At 68.3% G+C, this 17,324-nt stretch carries 18 protein-coding genes, 1 pseudogene and 1 riboswitch; of the genes and pseudogenes, 8 read left to right on the top strand and 11 right to left on the bottom strand.

Features of this window, described 5'->3' with window-relative positions:
* The first annotated feature begins 71 nt into the window (after positions 1-71).
* On the top strand, positions 72-791 hold the full coding sequence (locus ACWDMM_RS15570) for a TetR/AcrR family transcriptional regulator (RefSeq protein ID WP_449937953.1): 720 nt from the start codon (positions 72-74) through the stop codon (positions 789-791).
* A gap of 157 nt (positions 792-948) precedes the next feature.
* On the opposite strand, the gene thiD is transcribed toward ACWDMM_RS15570, so the two are convergent.
* Positions 949-1,794: a bifunctional hydroxymethylpyrimidine kinase/phosphomethylpyrimidine kinase gene (gene thiD, locus ACWDMM_RS15575; protein WP_357109165.1), complete on the bottom strand. Its 846-nt coding sequence runs from the start codon at positions 1,792-1,794 to the stop codon at positions 949-951.
* 90 nt (positions 1,795-1,884) lie between these two features.
* On the opposite strand from thiD, the gene ACWDMM_RS15580 reads away from it, so the two are divergent.
* A complete protein-coding gene (locus tag ACWDMM_RS15580; protein WP_195080782.1) occupies positions 1,885-3,021 on the top strand; it encodes a GTP-binding protein in 1,137 nt (378 codons plus the stop codon).
* A gap of 310 nt (positions 3,022-3,331) precedes the next feature.
* The gene (locus ACWDMM_RS15585) at positions 3,332-3,847 is read left to right on the top strand and encodes a recombinase family protein (protein WP_195080781.1); all 516 of its coding nucleotides are present in this window, start codon (positions 3,332-3,334) and stop codon (positions 3,845-3,847) included.
* A gap of 13 nt (positions 3,848-3,860) precedes the next feature.
* Here the strand turns inward: ACWDMM_RS15585 and ACWDMM_RS15590 are convergent, their stop codons facing one another.
* Together ACWDMM_RS15590 and ACWDMM_RS15595 are read right to left on the bottom strand one after the other, a co-directional pair.
* On the bottom strand, positions 3,861-6,149 hold the full coding sequence (locus ACWDMM_RS15590) for a tetratricopeptide repeat protein (RefSeq protein WP_449937958.1): 2,289 nt from the start codon (positions 6,147-6,149) through the stop codon (positions 3,861-3,863).
* A 41-nt stretch (positions 6,150-6,190) separates the two neighbouring features.
* Positions 6,191-6,487 (bottom strand): hypothetical protein, encoded by a 297-nt coding sequence (locus ACWDMM_RS15595; protein WP_195080779.1) that lies wholly within the window; start codon positions 6,485-6,487, stop codon positions 6,191-6,193.
* A 315-nt stretch (positions 6,488-6,802) separates the two neighbouring features.
* Between ACWDMM_RS15595 and ACWDMM_RS15600 the strand changes: the two genes are divergently transcribed.
* Positions 6,803-7,003 (top strand): hypothetical protein, encoded by a 201-nt coding sequence (locus tag ACWDMM_RS15600; protein WP_397069570.1) that lies wholly within the window; start codon positions 6,803-6,805, stop codon positions 7,001-7,003.
* A gap of 44 nt (positions 7,004-7,047) precedes the next feature.
* Here ACWDMM_RS15600 and ACWDMM_RS15605 read toward each other — a convergent pair whose 3' ends face one another.
* Positions 7,048-7,671: an NAD(P)-dependent oxidoreductase gene (locus ACWDMM_RS15605; RefSeq protein ID WP_357109174.1), complete on the bottom strand. Its 624-nt coding sequence runs from the start codon at positions 7,669-7,671 to the stop codon at positions 7,048-7,050.
* A 106-nt stretch (positions 7,672-7,777) separates the two neighbouring features.
* Positions 7,778-8,860: an epoxide hydrolase family protein gene (locus tag ACWDMM_RS15610; RefSeq protein ID WP_449937963.1), complete on the bottom strand. Its 1,083-nt coding sequence runs from the start codon at positions 8,858-8,860 to the stop codon at positions 7,778-7,780.
* Positions 8,861-8,946: 86 nt separating this feature from the next.
* On the opposite strand from ACWDMM_RS15610, the gene ACWDMM_RS15615 reads away from it, so the two are divergent.
* Positions 8,947-9,591 (top strand): TetR/AcrR family transcriptional regulator, encoded by a 645-nt coding sequence (locus ACWDMM_RS15615; RefSeq protein ID WP_357207302.1) that lies wholly within the window; start codon positions 8,947-8,949, stop codon positions 9,589-9,591.
* A gap of 63 nt (positions 9,592-9,654) precedes the next feature.
* Positions 9,655-10,062, top strand: coding sequence for a VOC family protein (locus tag ACWDMM_RS15620; RefSeq protein ID WP_195080775.1), 408 nt, complete (start codon positions 9,655-9,657; stop codon positions 10,060-10,062).
* 82 nt (positions 10,063-10,144) lie between these two features.
* On the opposite strand, the pseudogene ACWDMM_RS15625 reads toward ACWDMM_RS15620, so the two are convergent.
* The 3 genes and pseudogenes from ACWDMM_RS15625 to ACWDMM_RS15635 all read right to left on the bottom strand — a co-directional run.
* A pseudogene (locus tag ACWDMM_RS15625) lies at positions 10,145-10,396 on the bottom strand (inositol monophosphatase family protein); the annotation flags it as partial.
* A gap of 86 nt (positions 10,397-10,482) precedes the next feature.
* Positions 10,483-11,277 (bottom strand): thioesterase family protein, encoded by a 795-nt coding sequence (locus tag ACWDMM_RS15630; RefSeq protein WP_195080773.1) that lies wholly within the window; start codon positions 11,275-11,277, stop codon positions 10,483-10,485.
* 149 nt (positions 11,278-11,426) lie between these two features.
* Entirely contained in the window at positions 11,427-12,671 is a 1,245-nt protein-coding gene (locus tag ACWDMM_RS15635; protein ID WP_449937968.1) for a KasA/KasB family beta-ketoacyl-ACP synthase, read from the bottom strand.
* 39 nt (positions 12,672-12,710) lie between these two features.
* Between ACWDMM_RS15635 and ACWDMM_RS15640 the strand changes: the two genes are divergently transcribed.
* On the top strand, positions 12,711-13,268 hold the full coding sequence (locus tag ACWDMM_RS15640) for a TetR/AcrR family transcriptional regulator (protein WP_449937971.1): 558 nt from the start codon (positions 12,711-12,713) through the stop codon (positions 13,266-13,268).
* A gap of 317 nt (positions 13,269-13,585) precedes the next feature.
* On the opposite strand, the gene ACWDMM_RS15645 is transcribed toward ACWDMM_RS15640, so the two are convergent.
* Positions 13,586-14,047 (bottom strand): MarR family winged helix-turn-helix transcriptional regulator, encoded by a 462-nt coding sequence (locus ACWDMM_RS15645; RefSeq protein WP_449937974.1) that lies wholly within the window; start codon positions 14,045-14,047, stop codon positions 13,586-13,588.
* 58 nt (positions 14,048-14,105) lie between these two features.
* Here ACWDMM_RS15645 and ACWDMM_RS15650 point away from each other — a divergent pair, with 58 nt between their 5' ends.
* On the top strand, positions 14,106-14,513 hold the full coding sequence (locus ACWDMM_RS15650; RefSeq protein ID WP_449937977.1) for a VOC family protein: 408 nt from the start codon (positions 14,106-14,108) through the stop codon (positions 14,511-14,513).
* Positions 14,514-14,603: 90 nt separating this feature from the next.
* Here the strand turns inward: ACWDMM_RS15650 and ACWDMM_RS15655 are convergent, their stop codons facing one another.
* Positions 14,604-15,089 (bottom strand): nitroreductase/quinone reductase family protein, encoded by a 486-nt coding sequence (locus ACWDMM_RS15655; RefSeq protein WP_449937980.1) that lies wholly within the window; start codon positions 15,087-15,089, stop codon positions 14,604-14,606.
* Positions 15,090-15,414: 325 nt separating this feature from the next.
* A complete protein-coding gene (gene thiC, locus ACWDMM_RS15660) occupies positions 15,415-17,067 on the bottom strand; it encodes a phosphomethylpyrimidine synthase ThiC (RefSeq protein WP_323124532.1) in 1,653 nt (550 codons plus the stop codon).
* Positions 17,057-17,179: riboswitch (TPP riboswitch) on the bottom strand. (Overlaps the previous gene by 11 nt.)
* Positions 17,180-17,324: the final 145 nt, after the last annotated feature.

Below are 17,324 nucleotides of genomic sequence, written 5' to 3' on the forward strand. Positions count from 1 at the left end.
CTGGTAGCCGTGAGGCCCGGCAGACGCCCGGTCAACCGGGCCGTTCGGTGCAGGTAGCATCCGGATTCGTGATGCGCGGCCGGACGGAAGACGACCAGCGGCCGAAACGTGCGGACGCGCGCACCGAGCGCTGGCGCGAGCATCGCCACAAGGTGCGCGCGGAGTTCGTGGACGCGGCGTTGCGCGCGCTCGACAAATTCGGTCCCGCCGTCAGCATGGGCGACATCGCCAAGGAGGCCGGCGCGGCCAAGCCCAAGCTGTATCGCCACTTCGAGGACAAGACCGACCTCTACAACGCGATCCTGGACCGGGTTCGCGACCTGCTCTGGGAACAGGTCATGACCAGCTTCGACCTGACCGGCGACTCGGCCGGTGACCTGGTGCGCCGGGCCGCGTCGGAATACGTGCTCGTGGTGTCGCGGCAGCCGAACGTCTTCCGGTTCATGCTGCACAGCCACTTCACACAACGGTCAGGCGACGCCGACCGCGCGCTGCGAGCGGCCAGGCAGTCCGCCCGGCGCGCCGCGGAGTTGTTCGCCGGCGTGGTGGACGACGAGTCGGTGCGGATCGAGAACATCGAGCTGGTGATCTATTCGATCTTCGGCGCGGTGGCCTCGGCCACCGATTGGTGGCTGGGCGTGAACCGGCCGGAGCCGCCCGCCATGCCGGTCGAGCAGTTCGCCGCCTATCTGAGCGAGATCATCTTCGCGCTGGTGGCGGCGAGCGCTCGGCTGCACGGCATCGCCATCGCGGCCGATCGTCCGCTGCACCTCGCCTTTTCCACGCTGTGACGCCTTTTCCACGTTGTGACCGGAGCGCCCCCCGGGCCGGGCGCCGAGGTCTTGCCGCGTCCACGCCGAACGTCGTTGTTCCGATCGCCTCGCCGTTGAAGCCATCCGTGTCGGCGACGTCCTCAGTATCGCAGCGCCCACCGACAAGAAACGACGCTCAGCTCCGGTGCAACCGCCACAGCGGGGACACCGGCCCGTGGCCCGCGCCGAGATCGTAGGACGCGGCCAGGCAGCGGTAGGTCCATTCCTTGGCGAACTCGACCGCTTCGGGCACCGGATACCCGTGGGCCAGCGCGCAGGCGATCGCGGCGGCCAGCGTGTCGCCGCCACCGTGGTCGTTGCCGGTCGTGATGCGCGGTGCGGTGAACTCCAGGAACTGCTCGCCGTCGAACAGCAGGTCGGTGCTGTACTCGGAGGAGCGCAGGTGCCCGCCCTTGACGATCGCCCACCGCGGTCCCAGCTTGTGCAGCGCCTCGGCCGCGCGCCGCGCCGAATCGTCGTCCTCGACGTCGATGCCGGTGAGCAGGCGGACCTCGTCCAGGTTGGGCGTCACCACGGTCGCGAGCGGAATCAGGGTGCCGCGCAGCGCGTCGAGCGCTTCCGCGTGCAGCAGCGGATCGCCGTGCATCGAGGCCGCCACCGGATCGACGACCAGCGGAATCTCGCCATCGCGGCCGATGCCGACCTCCTGGCACACCGCCGCGACCGCCTCGATGATCGCGGTGGAGGCCAGCATGCCGGTCTTCGCGGCGCCGACGCCGATGTCCCCCGCGACCGAGCGCACCTGATCGGCGACCACCTGCGGCGGAATCTCGTGAAATCCGCTGACGCCCACCGTGTTCTGCACGGTCACCGCCGCCACCGCGACCAGTGCGTGCACGCCGCACATGGCCATGGTGCGGGTATCGGCTTGGATCCCGGCGCCTCCGCCGGAATCGGTACCGGCAATGGTGAGCGCCCGGACGGGGGTCTGCCCCTCGGCGGGCAATGGCAGCAATTTCACGACACAAACCCTACGGGCGACCTCGTCCACCCGCGACGGGCAACCGGCCCCACCCGTCGACGGCAAATGAAAATCGTTATCATTAATCTCATGGACTCCGATCTGCTTCCCGTCACCGTGCTGTCCGGCTTCCTCGGTGCGGGCAAGACGACGCTGCTCAACCACATCCTGGCCAACCGGGACGGCCGCCGGGTGGCGGTCATCGTCAACGACATGAGCGAGGTCAACATCGACGCCGCGCTGGTCGCGGGCCAAGGCCACCTCGACCGCACCGAGGAGAAGCTGGTCGAACTGACCAACGGCTGCATCTGCTGCACCCTGCGCGAGGACCTCATCGAGGCGGTCGCCCGCCTCGCGCGGGAAGGACGGTTCGATCAGCTGGTGATCGAGTCCACCGGCATCTCCGAGCCGATGCCGGTGGCCGCGACCTTCGACTGGGAGTTCGAGGACGGATTCCGGCTCGGCGATATCGCCCGGCTGGACACCATGGTGACCGTGGTCGACGCCTCGACCTTCCTCGCGGAGGTGGCGCGCGGCCAAGCGCTGGCCGAACGGAACCTGGAGGCGGGCGACGGCGACGCGCGCACCATCGCCGACCTGCTGGTGGATCAGGTCGAGTTCGCCGACGTCGTGCTGGTCAACAAGACCGACCTGGTCGGCGCCGCGGCGGCGGGCGCGGTGGAAGCCACGGTACGCAGACTCAATCCCCGCGCGCACGTGCTGCGCACCAGCAACGGCGTGGTCGACCTGCGCGAGGTGCTCGACACCGGCCGCTACAACCCGGTGGTCGCGGCGGAGGCCGACGGCTGGGCCGAAGAACTGGCGGGAGGGCACACGCCGGAGACCGAGGAGTACGGCATCCGCAGCCTCACCTACACCGCCGACCGGCCGTTCCATCCGCTGCGTCTGGCCGACGCTCTGGAGCGGTTGCGTGGGCTGTTGCGCAGCAAGGGATTCTGCTGGATCGCGAGCCGCTCGACACTGGCCGCGGTGTGGTCGCAAGCGGGACCGAACCTGGTGTTCGAACCCGCCGCCTGGTGGTCGTCGCTGGAGGTGCCGCCGGGACAGGAGATCGTGTTCATCGGGGTGAAACTCGATTGCGCGAAGGTGCGCGCGTTGTTGGACGAAGCACTTCTCACCGACGCGGAGTTCGCCGCGGGCCCGGGCGCTTGGGCCGAGTATCCCGATCCCTTCCCGGCCTGGGGTGAACTGCACGAGCACGCCTGATGGCTGTGTCGCTCCAGGCGCCTCGGTGTCGCCGCATGACGTGCTCAGTTCGAGATACCGGGCGCCTGGCGCAGGCAGTCGATGCGCTTGAATCCGCCGTCGCCACACTGGGTCCGGCGCTCGCCAACTACCCCGACGCCAACCCGATTACCTTCCTGGACGACGACTACCGGGGCGTCGCGAGCATGAGGTCCGAAGACGAACCCGGTTTCGACCCGTCCCGGGTGCCGTTCGTGCCCGCCGACCAAGCCGCCGCCGTCGCGACCGCGCACTACGTCTCCGACGCCGCGGTACGGTCGAGCAGAACACCGTGCGGCAGCTCGACGGGATCGAGGTCGAGCGCACATTCGTCGACAAGGCCTCCGGGAAGGACACCGCACGCCCGCAGCTGGACGAGCTGATCGCGTTCGTGCGCGACGGCGACACCGTGATCGTGCACTCCATGGACCGCCTCGCCCGCAACCTGGATGACCTTCGCCGGTTGGTGCGGACCCTGACCGGCAAGGGCGTGCGGGTGGAGTTCGTGAAGGAGTCGCTGACCTTCACTGGGGAGGACTCGCCGATGGCGAACCTGCTGCTGAGCGTGATGGGTGCCTTCGCCGAGTTCGAACGCGCCCTCATCCTCGAACGACAGCGCGAGGGCATCGCCGCGGCGAAGGTCCGCGGCGTCTACACCGGCCGCAAACCTGCCCTCACCACCGAACAAGCCCATGCGCTACGCGCACAGGCCGCGGCGGGGGAGCGCAGGTCCGTACTGGCGAAGGAGTTCGGGGTCAGTCGCGAAACTGTCTACAGCTACCTGCGGGCGGGCGCCGCACCAGCCTGACCCATCTCGCATGTCACTGATCGCTGCCGTCCGATGGAACTCCATCATCCGAACCACGCAGGGAAGCGAGGTGATCGCGGGCGACCACCGTGCGGGGATGATCTAGGCCCAGAATCCGCTCGCGGTCGGCCAGGATCTGCTCGTACAGACTGATCGCCTCGTCCGTCAGACCCACCGCCCGGTAGATGTGGGCAAGGTTGTTGCGTGAGTTCAGGGTGTCGGGATGGTGGGGGCCGAGGACCCGCTCGCGGTCGGCGAGGGTCTGCTCGTACAGGCTGATCGCTTCCTCCGTCCGGCCTGCCGAGTCATAGGCGTGGGCGAGGTTGTTGCGAGAGATCAGGGTGTTGGGGTGGTGAGGGCCGAGGACCCGCTCACTGTCGGCGAGGGTCTGCTCATGCAGCGCGATCGCTTCGTCCGTCCGGCCGGCCGAGTCATAGGCGCTGGCGAGGTTGTTGCGAGAGATCAGGGTGTCGGGATGGTGGGGGCCGAGGACCTGCTCGCGGTCGGCGAGGGTCTGCTCGTACAGGCTGATCGCTTCCTCCATCCGGCCTGCCGAGTTATAGGCGCTGGCGAGGTTGTTGCGAGAGATCAGGGTGTTGGGGTGGTGGGGGCCGTGGACCTGCTCGCGGTCGGCGAGGGTCTGCTCGTACAGGCTGATCGCTTCCTCCGTCCGGCCTGCCGAGTCATAGGCGTGGGCGAGGTTGTTGCGGGCGGTCAGGGTGTCGGGATGGTGGGGGCCGTGGACCCGCTCGCGGTCGGCGAGGTTCTGCTCATGCAGCGGGATCGCTTCGTCCGTCTGGCCTGCCGAGTCATAGGCGCGGGCGAGGTTGTTGCGGGCGGTCAGGGTGAGTGGGTGGTGGGTGCCGAGGAGCCGCTCGAAATGGTTGAGCAGGTGTTGAGTGAGGGGGATAGCGCGCTGCACGTCCACGGCGGTGACCAGCTGTCTGGTCGCCCACACAAGGACATTCAGAAATCTGATGACAAGAGAAAGTGGCTGCCGACGTCGCCGCAGCCACCCTCTGCGGGGCGCTGGTGTGGTGAAGTCGACCAGGTCCGCCCTATGGATGGCGTCGATCTGGTCGACCAGATGCGCACCTTCGACCCGTCGTGTCCACGCCTCGCTGTTGTCGAACAGTCGCGGCTCGATCAGCTCCAGTGCGTGTGTGAGGAGACTGTCTGTGGTGCCGTGGTCGCGGGCTCGTTCGAGTAGCACCCGGGCGGTGAGCCGATGGGCGAGCAGCGTTTCGCTGGTGGTCGACCAGCTCAGCAGGGATCGCTGCACGCAGTGGGTGATCGCCGCGTCGACGAACTCGTTGCACTTGGGATCCGGGTGCACGAGCAGGGACCGATCGACCCCGGATGGAGCGAGGACGGCGAAGAGCCCAAGCACCCAGCCGACCACTTCGTCCAGATCGGAGTTGCCGGTGGGTGCTTCGGCAGCGTGGATGGCGAGCAGGATGGCCTGGTCCACGCGCCAGGGGTATTGCTGGCCTTCACGACGTTGCAGAGCCTGCGGCAGTGGCTGCGCCCGCAGCTGCTGCAGATAGGTTCGGTAGGACAAGCGAGGCCCGTAGGGCGGTGCGATCGCGGTGGCCGCGGCTGCCAACGCCAATGGCAGGTAACCGAGTTCGGCGGCGAGTTCTTTCTCGCCGTCCGGGTCGTCGGTGATGCCGGTGGCCTCGCGCAGGTAGCGATACGCCTGATCAGGGGTGTACCCGGTGCCAGCATCGACGGTGACCGCGGCCAGCCCGAGCATGGCCTGGTTGGTGGTGGTGATCACGACCCGGGTGCCGCCGTGGACCGGGAGCAGTTCACGCACGAGGTCGACGTGTTCGGCGTTGTCGAACACCAGCAGATGCCGATCCTGCGTGGAGCCGAGATAGTCCCGCAGCAGACGCGCCGACTCGATCGTGTCGCCATCCGCGGCCGCGACACCGAGCCGGTCGGCGATCGCGGCCAGCCCGGTGTACAGGGTTTCCGGAGTTTCGGCGTTGACCCAACCGACCAACCCTTCCCGGCGATCGAGCACGCGGCGGGCATAAGCGGCGGCCACGTGAGTCTTCCCCGCTCCTCGCATCCCGGTGACGACCACCGCGCTCCGGTCCGCGGCCAACCCCCCCTCCACATCATCGACCTGTTCACGCTCCACGAAATGCTGCGGCTTCTGCGGAATCAGCCCCGACACCCCCACAGTCACCCCCGCCAACGGAGAAAACTGCACCCGCCCCACCGGTCCGCTGCCCCCGTAATAGTGGTGATTGCTCGTGACTCGGATGTCGCCGCCCGCAGACACCTCCTGCATGGAGGCAGCCACCCCTGGCACGGCGGTTTCTCGGGCCTTGCTCACGGGTGTGAGGCATCACCGCGGCCAGCGTCGATGTCCTTGAAATCCAAGTCGCCGCCGAAACGCGCCTTGCTCACTCTGACACCGGTGCCCGGCGCGCGAACCCCCTCGGCCCGCAAACCCCCTCGGGCTCTCACATTCCCCAGCTCGATACCACTGGCGGGTTCCGCCACCACAGCAGAGGACTGGGCGCGCTGCATCCACAGCGACGCTGCGAACACGCCCACGGTCAATACCGCGACCGCAAGCCACATCCACACCGAATGACCGCCGCCGGTCGCGTAGTTCACCGCCACCGCCAACCCTGTCGACAACGCCGCTGTAGCAGCCGTGGGAACCATCACGCGCCTCACCGCCTGCCCTGAAGCCACGGCAACCCCCTCTATCCCGAAGAAACCCGAAATCTCAGTCAGCCCCCATCCTCACAGCCTCACACCCCAAAAACCAGCCGACATCCACACCGCCGCCCCACCAGCACCCACCCACTACAAACCGAAGCGCCACAGCCTCCTTCGCATCCTGGCGGGCACATCACCTGCACAGGTGATGCCCAACAACCCGGAAACCGCATCAACGGACTTCGCTTCGCCTCGGCGGAGGTGGATGGGCTCATGTCCAGTTGGCGTGGCGGTGCAGTGGCGCGAAAGCGGCAGGAGATCGTGTTCATAGGGGTGAAGCTGCATTACGCGAAGGTGCGCGCGTTGTTGGACGAAGCACTTCTCACCGACGCGGAGTTCGCCGCGGGCCCGGGCGCTTGGGCCGAGTATCCCGATCCCTTCCCGGCCTGGGGTGAACTGCACGAGCACGTGTGAGCGCTGTGTCGACCCACACGTCTCTGTGCCGCCGCATCACGCGCTCAGTTCGAGATGCCGGGCGCCTGGTGCAGGTAGGTGGTGTCGGTCAGTTGCTCGATCATGAAGTCGGCGATGTCGGCGCGGGAGATCTTCAGGGTGAGTCCGGGCTCGTTCGCCGGGAACCCGCGCCGGTAGCTGCCGGTGGCCGGCCCATCGGTGAACGCGCTCGGCCGCACGATCGTCCAGTCCAGGTCGCTCGCCATGACGTGCTTCTCCTGCTCGACGTGATCGGCGTAGGCCGGGCGCAGCAGCAGCCCGAACATCACGTACTTCCACAGGAAGTTCAGGTTGCCCCTGCTGTCGCCCACGCCGAGCGTCGTCTGACAGATCAGCCGTTTCACGCCGGTGCGCCGCATCGCGTCGATGATCGCTTCGGTCCCACCGGCCCGAACCACGCCGTTGCGGCCGTTGCCGAGCGAAATCAGCACCGCATCCTGGCCCTCCACCGCGCGTTGCACCGAATTCGGGTCCAGCACATCGCCTTCCACGACGCGCAGCCGCTCGTGCCGCTGCGTGACGCTCGCGGCGCTGCGGGTGAAGGCCGTCACCTCGTGGCCCTCCCGCAGCGCCCGCTCGACGACGAGACGCCCGACGGTGCCGGTGGCTCCGAAGACCGCGATTCGCATGGTTTCTCTCCTGGTTCGAAAGCTGTTGTGCTGTTGCTGAATCCAGTACATCAGCGTGGATCGAGACGAACCATGGCCGCGACGCTCGATGCCATAAGCGACTGTCTCACCGCAGCGGGGCGAAGAACTCCGTGATCTCCTGCGCCATGAGCGCGGGCGCCACATGGTGCAGGTAGTGGGTGAACACGTCGTGCGTGCGCCACGAGACGATGTTGTGATCGCGCTCGGCGAAGCGGCGGATGCCGTGGAAATCGCCGGTGGAGCCGCACAGCGCGAGCGGAACCGTGCTCGGCGCGGTGGGGTGTTCGGCCTTGTCCTTCTCGAAGTAGTGCCGGATCGCCGAGCCCGCGGTGCCGGTGAGCCAGTGGATGGCGATGTTGGTCAGCACGAAGTCGTCGTCCAAGTCCGGGCCGAGCAGTTGGCCGTTCCAGCCGACCAATCCGGCCGGCGAATCCGTGATCGCGTGCGCCAGCGTCTGCGGCTGCTGCGATTGCAGCACGTTGAAGCCCATCTTGTTCCGCATGAACCAGTCCAGGGTGGCCAGTGACCGCTGCTCGTCCTCGTTCAGATCGGCCAGTTCGGCCGGGTCGCCGGACGGGAACGAGTACACCTGCGTGACGTGCACGCCGACCACGCTTTCCGGCGCGACGCGCCCCAGTTCCGGCGAGATCTGCGATCCGCCGTCGTTGCCCACCGCGCCGTAGCGGTTGTAGCCGAGCCGCCGCATCAATTCGGCCCAGGCACGGGCGATGCGGGCGTCGTTCCAGCCGGCCTCCGTGGTGGGTCCGGAGAAGCCGTAGCCCGGCACCGAGGGGATCACCAGATCGAATCCGGCCGCGGTGAGCGGCTCGATGATGCCGACGAATTCGACGAAGGTGCCGGGCCAGCCGTGCGTGAGGATCAGGGGGAACGCGTCGTCCCGCGTGGACTTCACGTGCAGGAAGTGGATGTTCTGGCCATCGATCTCGGTGGTGAACTGCGGGTAGGCGTTGAGCGCGTTCTCGACCGCGCGCCAGTCGAACCCGTCGCGCCAGTACCCGACCAGGTGGCGCACCCGCTCGACGCTCACGCCGTAGGTATCGCCCGAGCCGGGGATCTGCTCGGCCCAGCGGGTGCGGGCGAGCCGGTCGCGCAGATCGTCCAGCTCGGCTTGGTCGATGTCGATGCGGAAGGGGGTGATCGCGGTCATGTCCAGCTCCTCGTGAAACGGAATGCTCTGTTCTGTTTGAACCGTAGCAGAACGGACCATTCCGTTTCAAGTGCTACGCTGAACCCATGCCGAGAACATCCGCCGCCCCAGCTCAGAAGGGTCTGCCCGGCCGCAAGGCGCAGGCCGCGCGTAATGACGGCCTGATCCTGGAGGCCGCCCGCGCGGTCTTCCTCGCCGACGCCACGGCCCCCATCTCCGCCGTCGCCGAACGCGCCGGCGTCGGGATCAGCGCGCTCTACCGCCGCTATCCGAGCAAGGAGGTGCTGCTGCGCACGCTCTGCCATGAGGGGCTGCGGCGGTACAACGCGGAAGCCGATGCGGCGCTGGAGGATGCGGACGGATGGCGCGGTTTGGTCGGTTTCCTGGAGCGCGTGGTGGACGCGGACGTCCACTCCCTCGCCGTGCACCTGGCGGGCACCTTCACCCCGGACGAATCGATACTGCCCGACGTGCGGCGCTCCGCCGAAGCGACGGAGGAACTCGTCCGCCGCGCCCACGCCACCGGCAAGCTGCGCCCCGACGTCACCCCGCAGGACCTCGGCCTGATTCTGGAGTCCTGCGCGGCAGTCGCGGTGCCCAGCCCGGAGCGCACCACCCAGTTGCGCCGCCGCGTGCTCGCGATGCTGGTGGCCGGGCTGAGCGCCGAAGGCGAACTCCCGGGCCCGCCGCCCGCGCCGGACGAATTCTCCTGGCGTTGGGCGCGGCGATGAATTTCCCCGCGCGAACCGGTCGGCACTGGTACGAATACCGCTGCCCGCCCGAAAGGATGCGCCGTGAACTGGACACTCGAGGTCGTGATCGTCCCCGTCTCGGATATCGACCGCGCCAAGCGCTTCTACGCAGAGCAACTGGGCTTCGTCGTCGACCATGACACGAAGATCGGCGAGGACGCGCGAATAGTGCAGCTCACCCCGCCCGGCTCCGGCTGCTCGATCGTGATCGGCCACGGCGCGGTGCCGGACATGCCACCGGGCTCCCAGCAGGGCCTGCAACTAGTGGTCAACGACCTGCGCAAAGCCCACGAGGAACTGACCTCCCGCGGCGTCGAGGTCACCGAAATCCAAGTCCTCGGCCAAAACCCGCGCCCCGTGCCCGACCCGCTCGACAACGTCGGATTCTTCTTCTTCACCGACCCGGACGGCAACGGCTGGGGGGTGCAACAGATCTCGACCCGTCCATGAGCGACCCCGTGCGGACGGTGGTTCCTCCCGAGCGATTATCGACGGCAAGGCAGTGAGCGCGGCACGGCGCAGGCCGCGCGGGTCAGCGGATCGATTCGTTGACCAAGCTCATCAGTCGGTCGGCGAGGACGGGGGAGGCGGCAATCGTGTCGGGGGAGCCGAGGCTGTGGCGGCGGGAGGTCGAGTCGAGGACGACAGCACCCGCCTCGCGGGCGATGAGCACACCGGCGGCGGTGTCCCAGGGCTTGTTGGACAACATGACGCAGGCGTCGGTGCGCCCCTCGGCGACCCACACCAGATCCAGGGCGGCAGATCCGAACATCCGGACCCGCTCGATGGTGGCCGCCAGCGCGGCGGTCCATCAGATCCAGACCCGTCCGTGAGTGCGTCGGTGACGAACGCCGGGTGGGTCTGCCTCGGTTATCGGGGGCCGAGGAAGAGGGTTTGTGTGCTGCGGCCCAGAGGGCCCTTTTCGTCGTAGAGCGCCGATTCGGCCATACCTATGCCATGGGGTTGGGGGTAGGTGACGGCGTCGAGGCAGACCCATTCGCCCGCAGGCTGGCGGTGCAGGGTGACTGTGAGGTCGGTGTTGATGAAAAGGTACTTCGACCAGTCCAGGACCGCGCTGACGCCGTTGCCGGAATCGGCGGCCGCGAGGGTGCGCTCCAGCGGGCTCGGGTCGGTGCCCGCGACGATCGGGTGCTTGATCCTGATCCAGCAGATCGCCGGGCCGGGTTCGGCGAAGGAGCCGCTGACGAAGCGGTAGTCGATGGCGGTGTGGAAGCCGATCGGCTGGTTGGAGGGGAACGGCTCGGGCGCGTCCGCGTGCTCAGGGCCCGGTCGCGAGCCGGTCGGCAAGAAGCGTTCCGGCAGCGGCAACTCCGGTTCGGACAGCTTGAATCGCCAGGCATTCGCCCGCATCACCGGCCCGCGCTCGCTGGACAACGTCGCCTCGATGAGTTCGACGCTGCGGCCCGGACGCGCGACGCGCGCCTGCGCGGTGAGCGGTGCCAGCGGCACCGGGCCCAGGATCTCTACCGCCACCCGGCCCACCTGGAATCCGGCGCGCGGCTCGCAGCGCTCGATCACGTGACCGAGTAGCGCCGAGGGCGGTCCCGCGTGCTGCGCGTCCGGCGACCAGGGGCCGCGGGTCAGTTCGGTCGAGAGAAAGCGGTCCGGCCGGTCGGGATCGGGGAGGTAGAAGGCGTCAGTCATGACCGTGCCTCGCCCGCGCTCGATTCGATGTGCGCCCGCGCGCCGAGTCCTCGGTTACTTCTCTGACGCTCGCTCACGTCGTCGTCCATCCTTCGGCCGATCGGTCGGTTGCACAACGACGGTAACGCGCACCATAACGCGGTTCATCCTCAGACCCGGCCGAACGCGAGCGCGACGTTGTGCCCGCCGAACCCGAACGAGTTGTTCAGGGCGAAATCGATGCGCTGAGTGCGCGGCGCGCCCGCCACGATGTCCAGATCGATCTCCGGATCGAGATTGTCGAGGTTCAGCGTGGGCGCGACGACCTGATCCCGCAGGGTGAGCATGGTGACCAGCGATTCCAACGCGCCGACCGCCCCGATCGAGTGACCGAGCGCGGATTTCGGAGCGTAGACCGAGGCGTCCGGCACGACGGAGGCGATCGCGTTGGCCTCCGAGGCGTCGCCGATGGAGGTCGACGTGGCGTGGGCGTTCACATGCTGGATGTCCGAAGGCCGCAATCCGGCGGTCTCGATGGCCTTGCGCATCGCGCGGGCCGCGCCGAGCCCTTCCGGCTCGGAGGCGACGATGTGGTAGGCGTCGGAGGTGATGCCTGCGCCGAGCACCCGCCCGTGCACGGTAGCGCCGCGCGCGCGTGCGTGCCGGTCGGACTCGAGCACCAGCAGCGCGCCCGCTTCACCGAAGACGAACCCGTCGCGGTCCCGGTCGAACGGGCGGGACGCGCGTTCGGGCTCGTCGTTGCGGGTGCTCATGGCGCGCATCATGGCGAAGCTCGCGATGGGCACCGCGTCGATGTGTCCTTCGACCCCGCCCGCCACCACCACGTCCGCCTCGCCGGTGCTGATCAGCCGCCAAGCGTGCGCGATCGCCTCCGAACCGGACGAGCAGGCCGAGACGGGAGCGAAAACTCCCGCTCTCGCCCCGATTTCGAGCCCGACGGTGGCGGCGGGACCGTTCGGCATCACCATCGGCACCGACATCGGCGACACCTTCCGGTAGCCGCCCGCGCGCATCGCGTCGACGGCGGAGATCAGCGCGTCACCTCCGCCGAGCCCGGTGCCGATGGCCACCGCCAAGCGGTCGCCGTCCACCTCGGGCGCGCCCGCCGCGCGCCAGACCCGGCGGCCGAGCACCAGCGCCATCTGCTCGACGTAGGAATGCCTGCGCTGTTCGACCCGGCTCAGTTCCGCGCCGGGCTGTGACGTCAACTTGCCGCCGATGCGGACCGGCAGGTCGTACTCGGTGACGAAATCGTCGTCGAGCGCGCCGATGCCGCTGTGCCCCGCCAGCAATTCGGACCAGGTCGTGTCCATGTCGTCGGCCAGCGACGTGGTCGCCGCGTATCCGGTGACCACGACCGAATCCCGAAATTCTGAAGCGATTGTTACAGTCACGGTGTCATGGATACCTGTACCGATCGCTACAGTCAACCTATGGCTCGCCCCCTCGACCACGCCAAACGCGCCGAACTGCTCGCCGCCGTCGTGCGCTACATCGCCGAGCACGGCCTCGCGGACCTCTCATTGCGCCCCCTGGCCGCCGAGTTGGGCACCAGTTCGCGCATGCTCATCTACTACTTCACGACCAAGGAAGAACTGCTGGTCCAAGCCCTGGCGACGCAGCGGCCCGACATCGCTGCCGTCTTCGCCGACATCGCCGACGCTTCGGATCTGCGCGAGCGGCTATGGGACTTCTGGACCGCGAACGTGTCGGGCGACGGCCGCACGAGCGTCAGGGTGATGCTGCAAGTGCTCGGTGCGGCCTGTGCGTCCCGCAGTCCGTATGCCGATTACGCCAATTCGGCCATCGCCGTCTTCGTATCGGCGCTGGCCGACGGACTGCGCGGCCTCGGTTCTGTCGATGACCCGGAAATTATTGCCACGCTCTTGATTTCGGGCCTGCGGGGCATTTTGCAGGACCGGCTGATCACCGGAGAGGTCGAGCGCACCGATCGCGCGGCCCGCCGTTTGATCGAACAGACGGTGCGCTGATTGTCTTGTCGGCGCATCGGCGCATCGGCGCATCGGCAGTGAGCGGCGTCCGGGCGGTGGTGCGGCCGGTGACGGTGGAATCCGGTAGCGACGCTGTTGCGGTTCGTCGGGCTGCGCTGAATGTCCGTGACGGCGGGGGGTGATCGTGAGTCGAACGCATCGGTCGCTGCTGGACCGTGACCTCGGGCCAGACGGAATCGGGGGTATCCCACGCTTGCGGCGCTGCTGCTCGGCACGGCCGTGGCCCCACGTGTGCGACTCGCTCCGCGACGACGGCGGGGTAATCGTAGTGCCCGGATGGTCTCTCGCGGCGGCGATCACTCGGGCCGGGACTCCGGGTACGCATGCGCGAAGAGGCGTTCCAGGATCGCATGCAGCTGTTGTCGCTCCGCCGGGTCGAGCGGGGCGAGGATCTCGTCACCGACCCGGCGGGCTTCGCGGTCGAGGGAACGCAGTGCGGTGCGTCCGGTCCGGGTGATGCGCACGGTGATGCGGCGACGGTCGCGCTCATCCCGCGCACGTTCCACCTGACCGGCGACTTCGAGTTCGTCGACGACCTTGGCCACGTCGCTGGGGTGGATGGTCAGACGCTCGGCCAAGTCGCGCTGGGCATGCGGGCCGAAGTCGGCGAGCGCGGCGAGGATCGCCATGTGCCACAGGCGCAGTCCGCGCGCGGCGAGACGGTCGGCGAACCCGGCACGCGCGGCCTTGCCGACCCGCGACAGGAGATAGACGTCGAGGCCGAGCAGGCGCGGTGGGAGTGCGCGTTCGGTGCTCATCGGCCTATTGTAGGTCTCGACCTACAATAGGTACCTACCAACTGATAGGAGGCTCGCCGTGGACGCGCTGCATCCGAGGCTCCTGGTCACCCGCTTCGCCGACTGCTTCGAGTTCTACGCGGCGGTGCTGCCCGAGCTGATCGGGGCGACTCTGGTCACGGGAACCGCCGCAGGCCCGTACGCGAACTGGGATGTCGGGGACCAAGGCGCGCTGGTGCTCTTCGATCGCGCCGCGATGGCGGAGGTCGTGGGTACGACGTCGTGGCCGGAGCGGCCCGCGCCATCTCAGGACGCGGCGATGCTCGTCTGCCGGGTGCGCGACGTCGACGCGGGTGCGAACTTGTGCGCCGGGCACGGCGCGACCGTTGTCGCGGCTCCAGCCGATCGGCCGCAGTGGGGCCCCGGGCTGCGCACCGCCCACCTGCGCGATCCGGAGGGGACGCTGATCGAACTTCAGTCTTACTGAGTACGGCGGTCGGCGGCATCTGCGACCCGTCGACTCAGGCGGAGCGGCTCGCCTCCATGGACGGTTGCCTGCGCGGTCGCCAGCGTCGAGCTAGCCTGCGGGTTCGATCCGGAAGACCGGGTATTGGTCGGCGATCCGCGCGAACTCGTCGAGCGGGGCGGTGCGGTCGATCGGGAAGTGTGGGCGGGCTCCGGGGGCGACGGCGAGGTAGCGGCGCAGGATCGGCGCCCGTTCCCCCACCTCCACCTCGGTCAGGTGTACCGCTTCGCGGCCGCGCCGGTGCAGGAACGCCCGGCCGTGCGCCGCGTAGACGTTGCGCACCCACCCCGCGTCCCGGCCCAGCATCGACACCAGGTAACGCCGACCCTCGTACTCGGCGACCACGATCGGCAACTTCACCGGGCGCCCGCTGCGCCGACCGGCCACTTCGAGCGTCATGGCATAGCCGGGGGACAGCACACCCGCCGAATACATCCATTCCGAAGCCCGGTTCAGCACCCGGGCGAACATCCCCGGACGGTTGCCCCGATACATCCCGCGTTTCGCCGCGAAGAGCAGATCTCGCACGCTGTCCATACACCCACCTACCTCGTATGCGCCCCCGGCACCGCAAACAGTACTGATCGCCTGCCGCCACCGCGCGCTTCCACTCCGACACCGATCCCATACCACAGCAAGACATTTGACCTACCAACGCCGCTGTGACACCTTCTGGCCTCGGCTCGCGCCAGACGACGGTTGTTCGGTCGTGATCGACCGCCTGTGCGTCAGGCCCCGTGCACGGCAACAGCGGCAGGCTCGACCGCCGAGTGCAGCCGGCGGCCACGAGCAGCCCCGCGGTGAACCGGCGTCAGCACCGTCCCGCCGCATCGTCGGGATGCGGCGGGACGGCGCCGGGTCGTCACGAGACCACGGGCAGATAGACCGCGTTGCCGCGGCTGGCGAACTCGGCGGACTTCTCCGCCATGCCCGCCTCCAGCGCCTCGGCCTCGTTCAAACCCTGCCGTTCGGCGTACTCGCGGACGTCGGCCGAGATTCGCATCGAGCAGAACTTGGGGCCGCACATGGAGCAGAAGTGCGCGGTCTTCGCGGGTTCGGCGGGCAGCGTCTCGTCGTGGTACTCGCGGGCGGTGTCCGGGTCGAGGGACAGCGCGAACTGGTCGCGCCAGCGGAATTCGAAGCGCGCCTGCGACAGCGCGTCGTCGCGCTGCTGGGCGTGCGGATGGCCCTTGGCCAGGTCGGCGGCGTGCGCGGCGATCTTGTAGCTGATCACGCCGACCTTCACGTCGTCGCGGTTGGGCAGGCCGAGGTGTTCCTTCGGGGTGACGTAGCAGAGCATGGCGGTGCCCGCCTGCGCGATGATGGCAGCGCCGATGGCCGAGGTGATGTGGTCGTAGGCCGGTGCGATGTCGGTGGCGAGCGGGCCGAGGGTGTAGAACGGCGCCTCCTCACACAGCTCCTCTTCCAGCCGCACGTTTTCCACGATCTTGTGCATCGGCACGTGCCCCGGACCCTCGATCATCACCTGCACGCCATGCGATTTGGCGATCTTGGTCAGCTCGCCGAGCGTGCGCAGTTCGGCGAACTGCGCCTCGTCGTTGGCGTCGGCGATGGAGCCGGGCCGCAGGCCGTCACCGAGGGAGAAGGTGACGTCGTAGCGGGCCAGGATCTCGCAGAGTTCCTCGAAGTGCGTGTACAGGAACGATTCCTGGTGATGCGCCAGGCACCAGGCCGCCATGATCGACCCGCCGCGCGAGACGATGCCGGTCACCCGCTTGGCGGTCAGGGGGATGTAGCGCAGCAGCACGCCCGCGTGCACGGTCATGTAGTCCACGCCCTGCTCGCACTGCTCGATCACGGTGTCCCGGTAGATCTCCCAGGTCAGCGCGGTCGGATCGCCGTTCACCTTCTCCAGCGCCTGGTAGATCGGCACGGTGCCGACCGGGACGGGGGAGTTGCGCAGAATCCACTCGCGGGTCTCGTGGATGTTCTTGCCGGTGGACAGGTCCATGATGGTGTCCGCGCCCCAGCGGGTGGCCCACACCATCTTCTCCACCTCCTCGGCGATCGATGAGGACACGGCCGAGTTGCCGATGTTCGCGTTGATCTTCACCAGGAACTTCTTGCCGATGATGGTCGGCTCGAGCTCCGGATGCTTGTGGTTGGCCGGGATCACCGCGCGGCCAGCGGCGACCTCGTCGCGCACCAGCTCCGGCGCGACGCCTTCGCGCGCGGCGATGAAGCGCATCTCCGGCGTGACGATGCCCTCGCGGGCCCACGCGAGCTGGGTGCGCGGACCTTTCCCCTCGGGCTTGGTCCACGTGTCGCGCAGTTTCGGTAGACCGCCTTCGAGGTCGATCGTCGCGGACTCGTCGGTGTACGGGCCGGACGTGTCGTAGACGTCGAAGTGCTCGCCATTGGTCAGATTGATCCGGCGCACCGGAATGCGCAGGTCATCGACCTCGAGATAGTGCTTGACGCTGCCCTCGATGGGGCCGGTGGTGACGCTGTCGACGGGTGCGGATCCACCGTCGGACGCAGCGGCGCGTGCCATTCTTCCTCCCTACGCCGGCATTACCCGGTCAGGTTCATACGGTCGACGGCCCTGACGCCTCTCGGCTAGCCGTCCTCTCAGCCCGCTGGTGCGAGCCCCCGTTGGTGTGTGAAATTTCCCCGCCCGACCATACCCGGACCGCACGGGCGCGCGCCCGGCGATTCGGCGCGATCGGGCGAACTTCCAGGCAGGGGTGTCCGCACTCGCACGGGTCGGGTGGGAATCGAGTGCGCCAGGACCGGGTATCCAGTTCGCGC

This window comes from Nocardia sp. NPDC003726 (genome assembly GCF_053586955.1).

Excerpts from the sequence above, each read along its gene's own strand:
- ACWDMM_RS15570 (WP_449937953.1), top strand. The coding sequence starts at position 72 with ATGCGCGGCCGGACGGAAGACGACCAGCGGCCGAAACGTGCGGACGCG.
- ACWDMM_RS15580 (WP_195080782.1), top strand. The coding sequence starts at position 1,885 with ATGGACTCCGATCTGCTTCCCGTCACCGTGCTGTCCGGCTTCCTCGGT.
- ACWDMM_RS15590 (WP_449937958.1), bottom strand. The coding sequence starts at position 6,149 with ATGCAGGAGGTGTCTGCGGGCGGCGACATCCGAGTCACGAGCAATCAC.
- ACWDMM_RS15600 (WP_397069570.1), top strand. The coding sequence starts at position 6,803 with ATGTCCAGTTGGCGTGGCGGTGCAGTGGCGCGAAAGCGGCAGGAGATC.
- ACWDMM_RS15605 (WP_357109174.1), bottom strand. The coding sequence starts at position 7,671 with ATGCGAATCGCGGTCTTCGGAGCCACCGGCACCGTCGGGCGTCTCGTC.
- ACWDMM_RS15610 (WP_449937963.1), bottom strand. The coding sequence starts at position 8,860 with ATGACCGCGATCACCCCCTTCCGCATCGACATCGACCAAGCCGAGCTG.
- ACWDMM_RS15615 (WP_357207302.1), top strand. The coding sequence starts at position 8,947 with ATGCCGAGAACATCCGCCGCCCCAGCTCAGAAGGGTCTGCCCGGCCGC.
- ACWDMM_RS15630 (WP_195080773.1), bottom strand. The coding sequence starts at position 11,277 with ATGACTGACGCCTTCTACCTCCCCGATCCCGACCGGCCGGACCGCTTT.
- ACWDMM_RS15640 (WP_449937971.1), top strand. The coding sequence starts at position 12,711 with ATGGCTCGCCCCCTCGACCACGCCAAACGCGCCGAACTGCTCGCCGCC.
- ACWDMM_RS15645 (WP_449937974.1), bottom strand. The coding sequence starts at position 14,047 with ATGAGCACCGAACGCGCACTCCCACCGCGCCTGCTCGGCCTCGACGTC.
- ACWDMM_RS15655 (WP_449937980.1), bottom strand. The coding sequence starts at position 15,089 with ATGGACAGCGTGCGAGATCTGCTCTTCGCGGCGAAACGCGGGATGTAT.
- thiC (WP_323124532.1), bottom strand. The coding sequence starts at position 17,067 with ATGGCACGCGCCGCTGCGTCCGACGGTGGATCCGCACCCGTCGACAGC.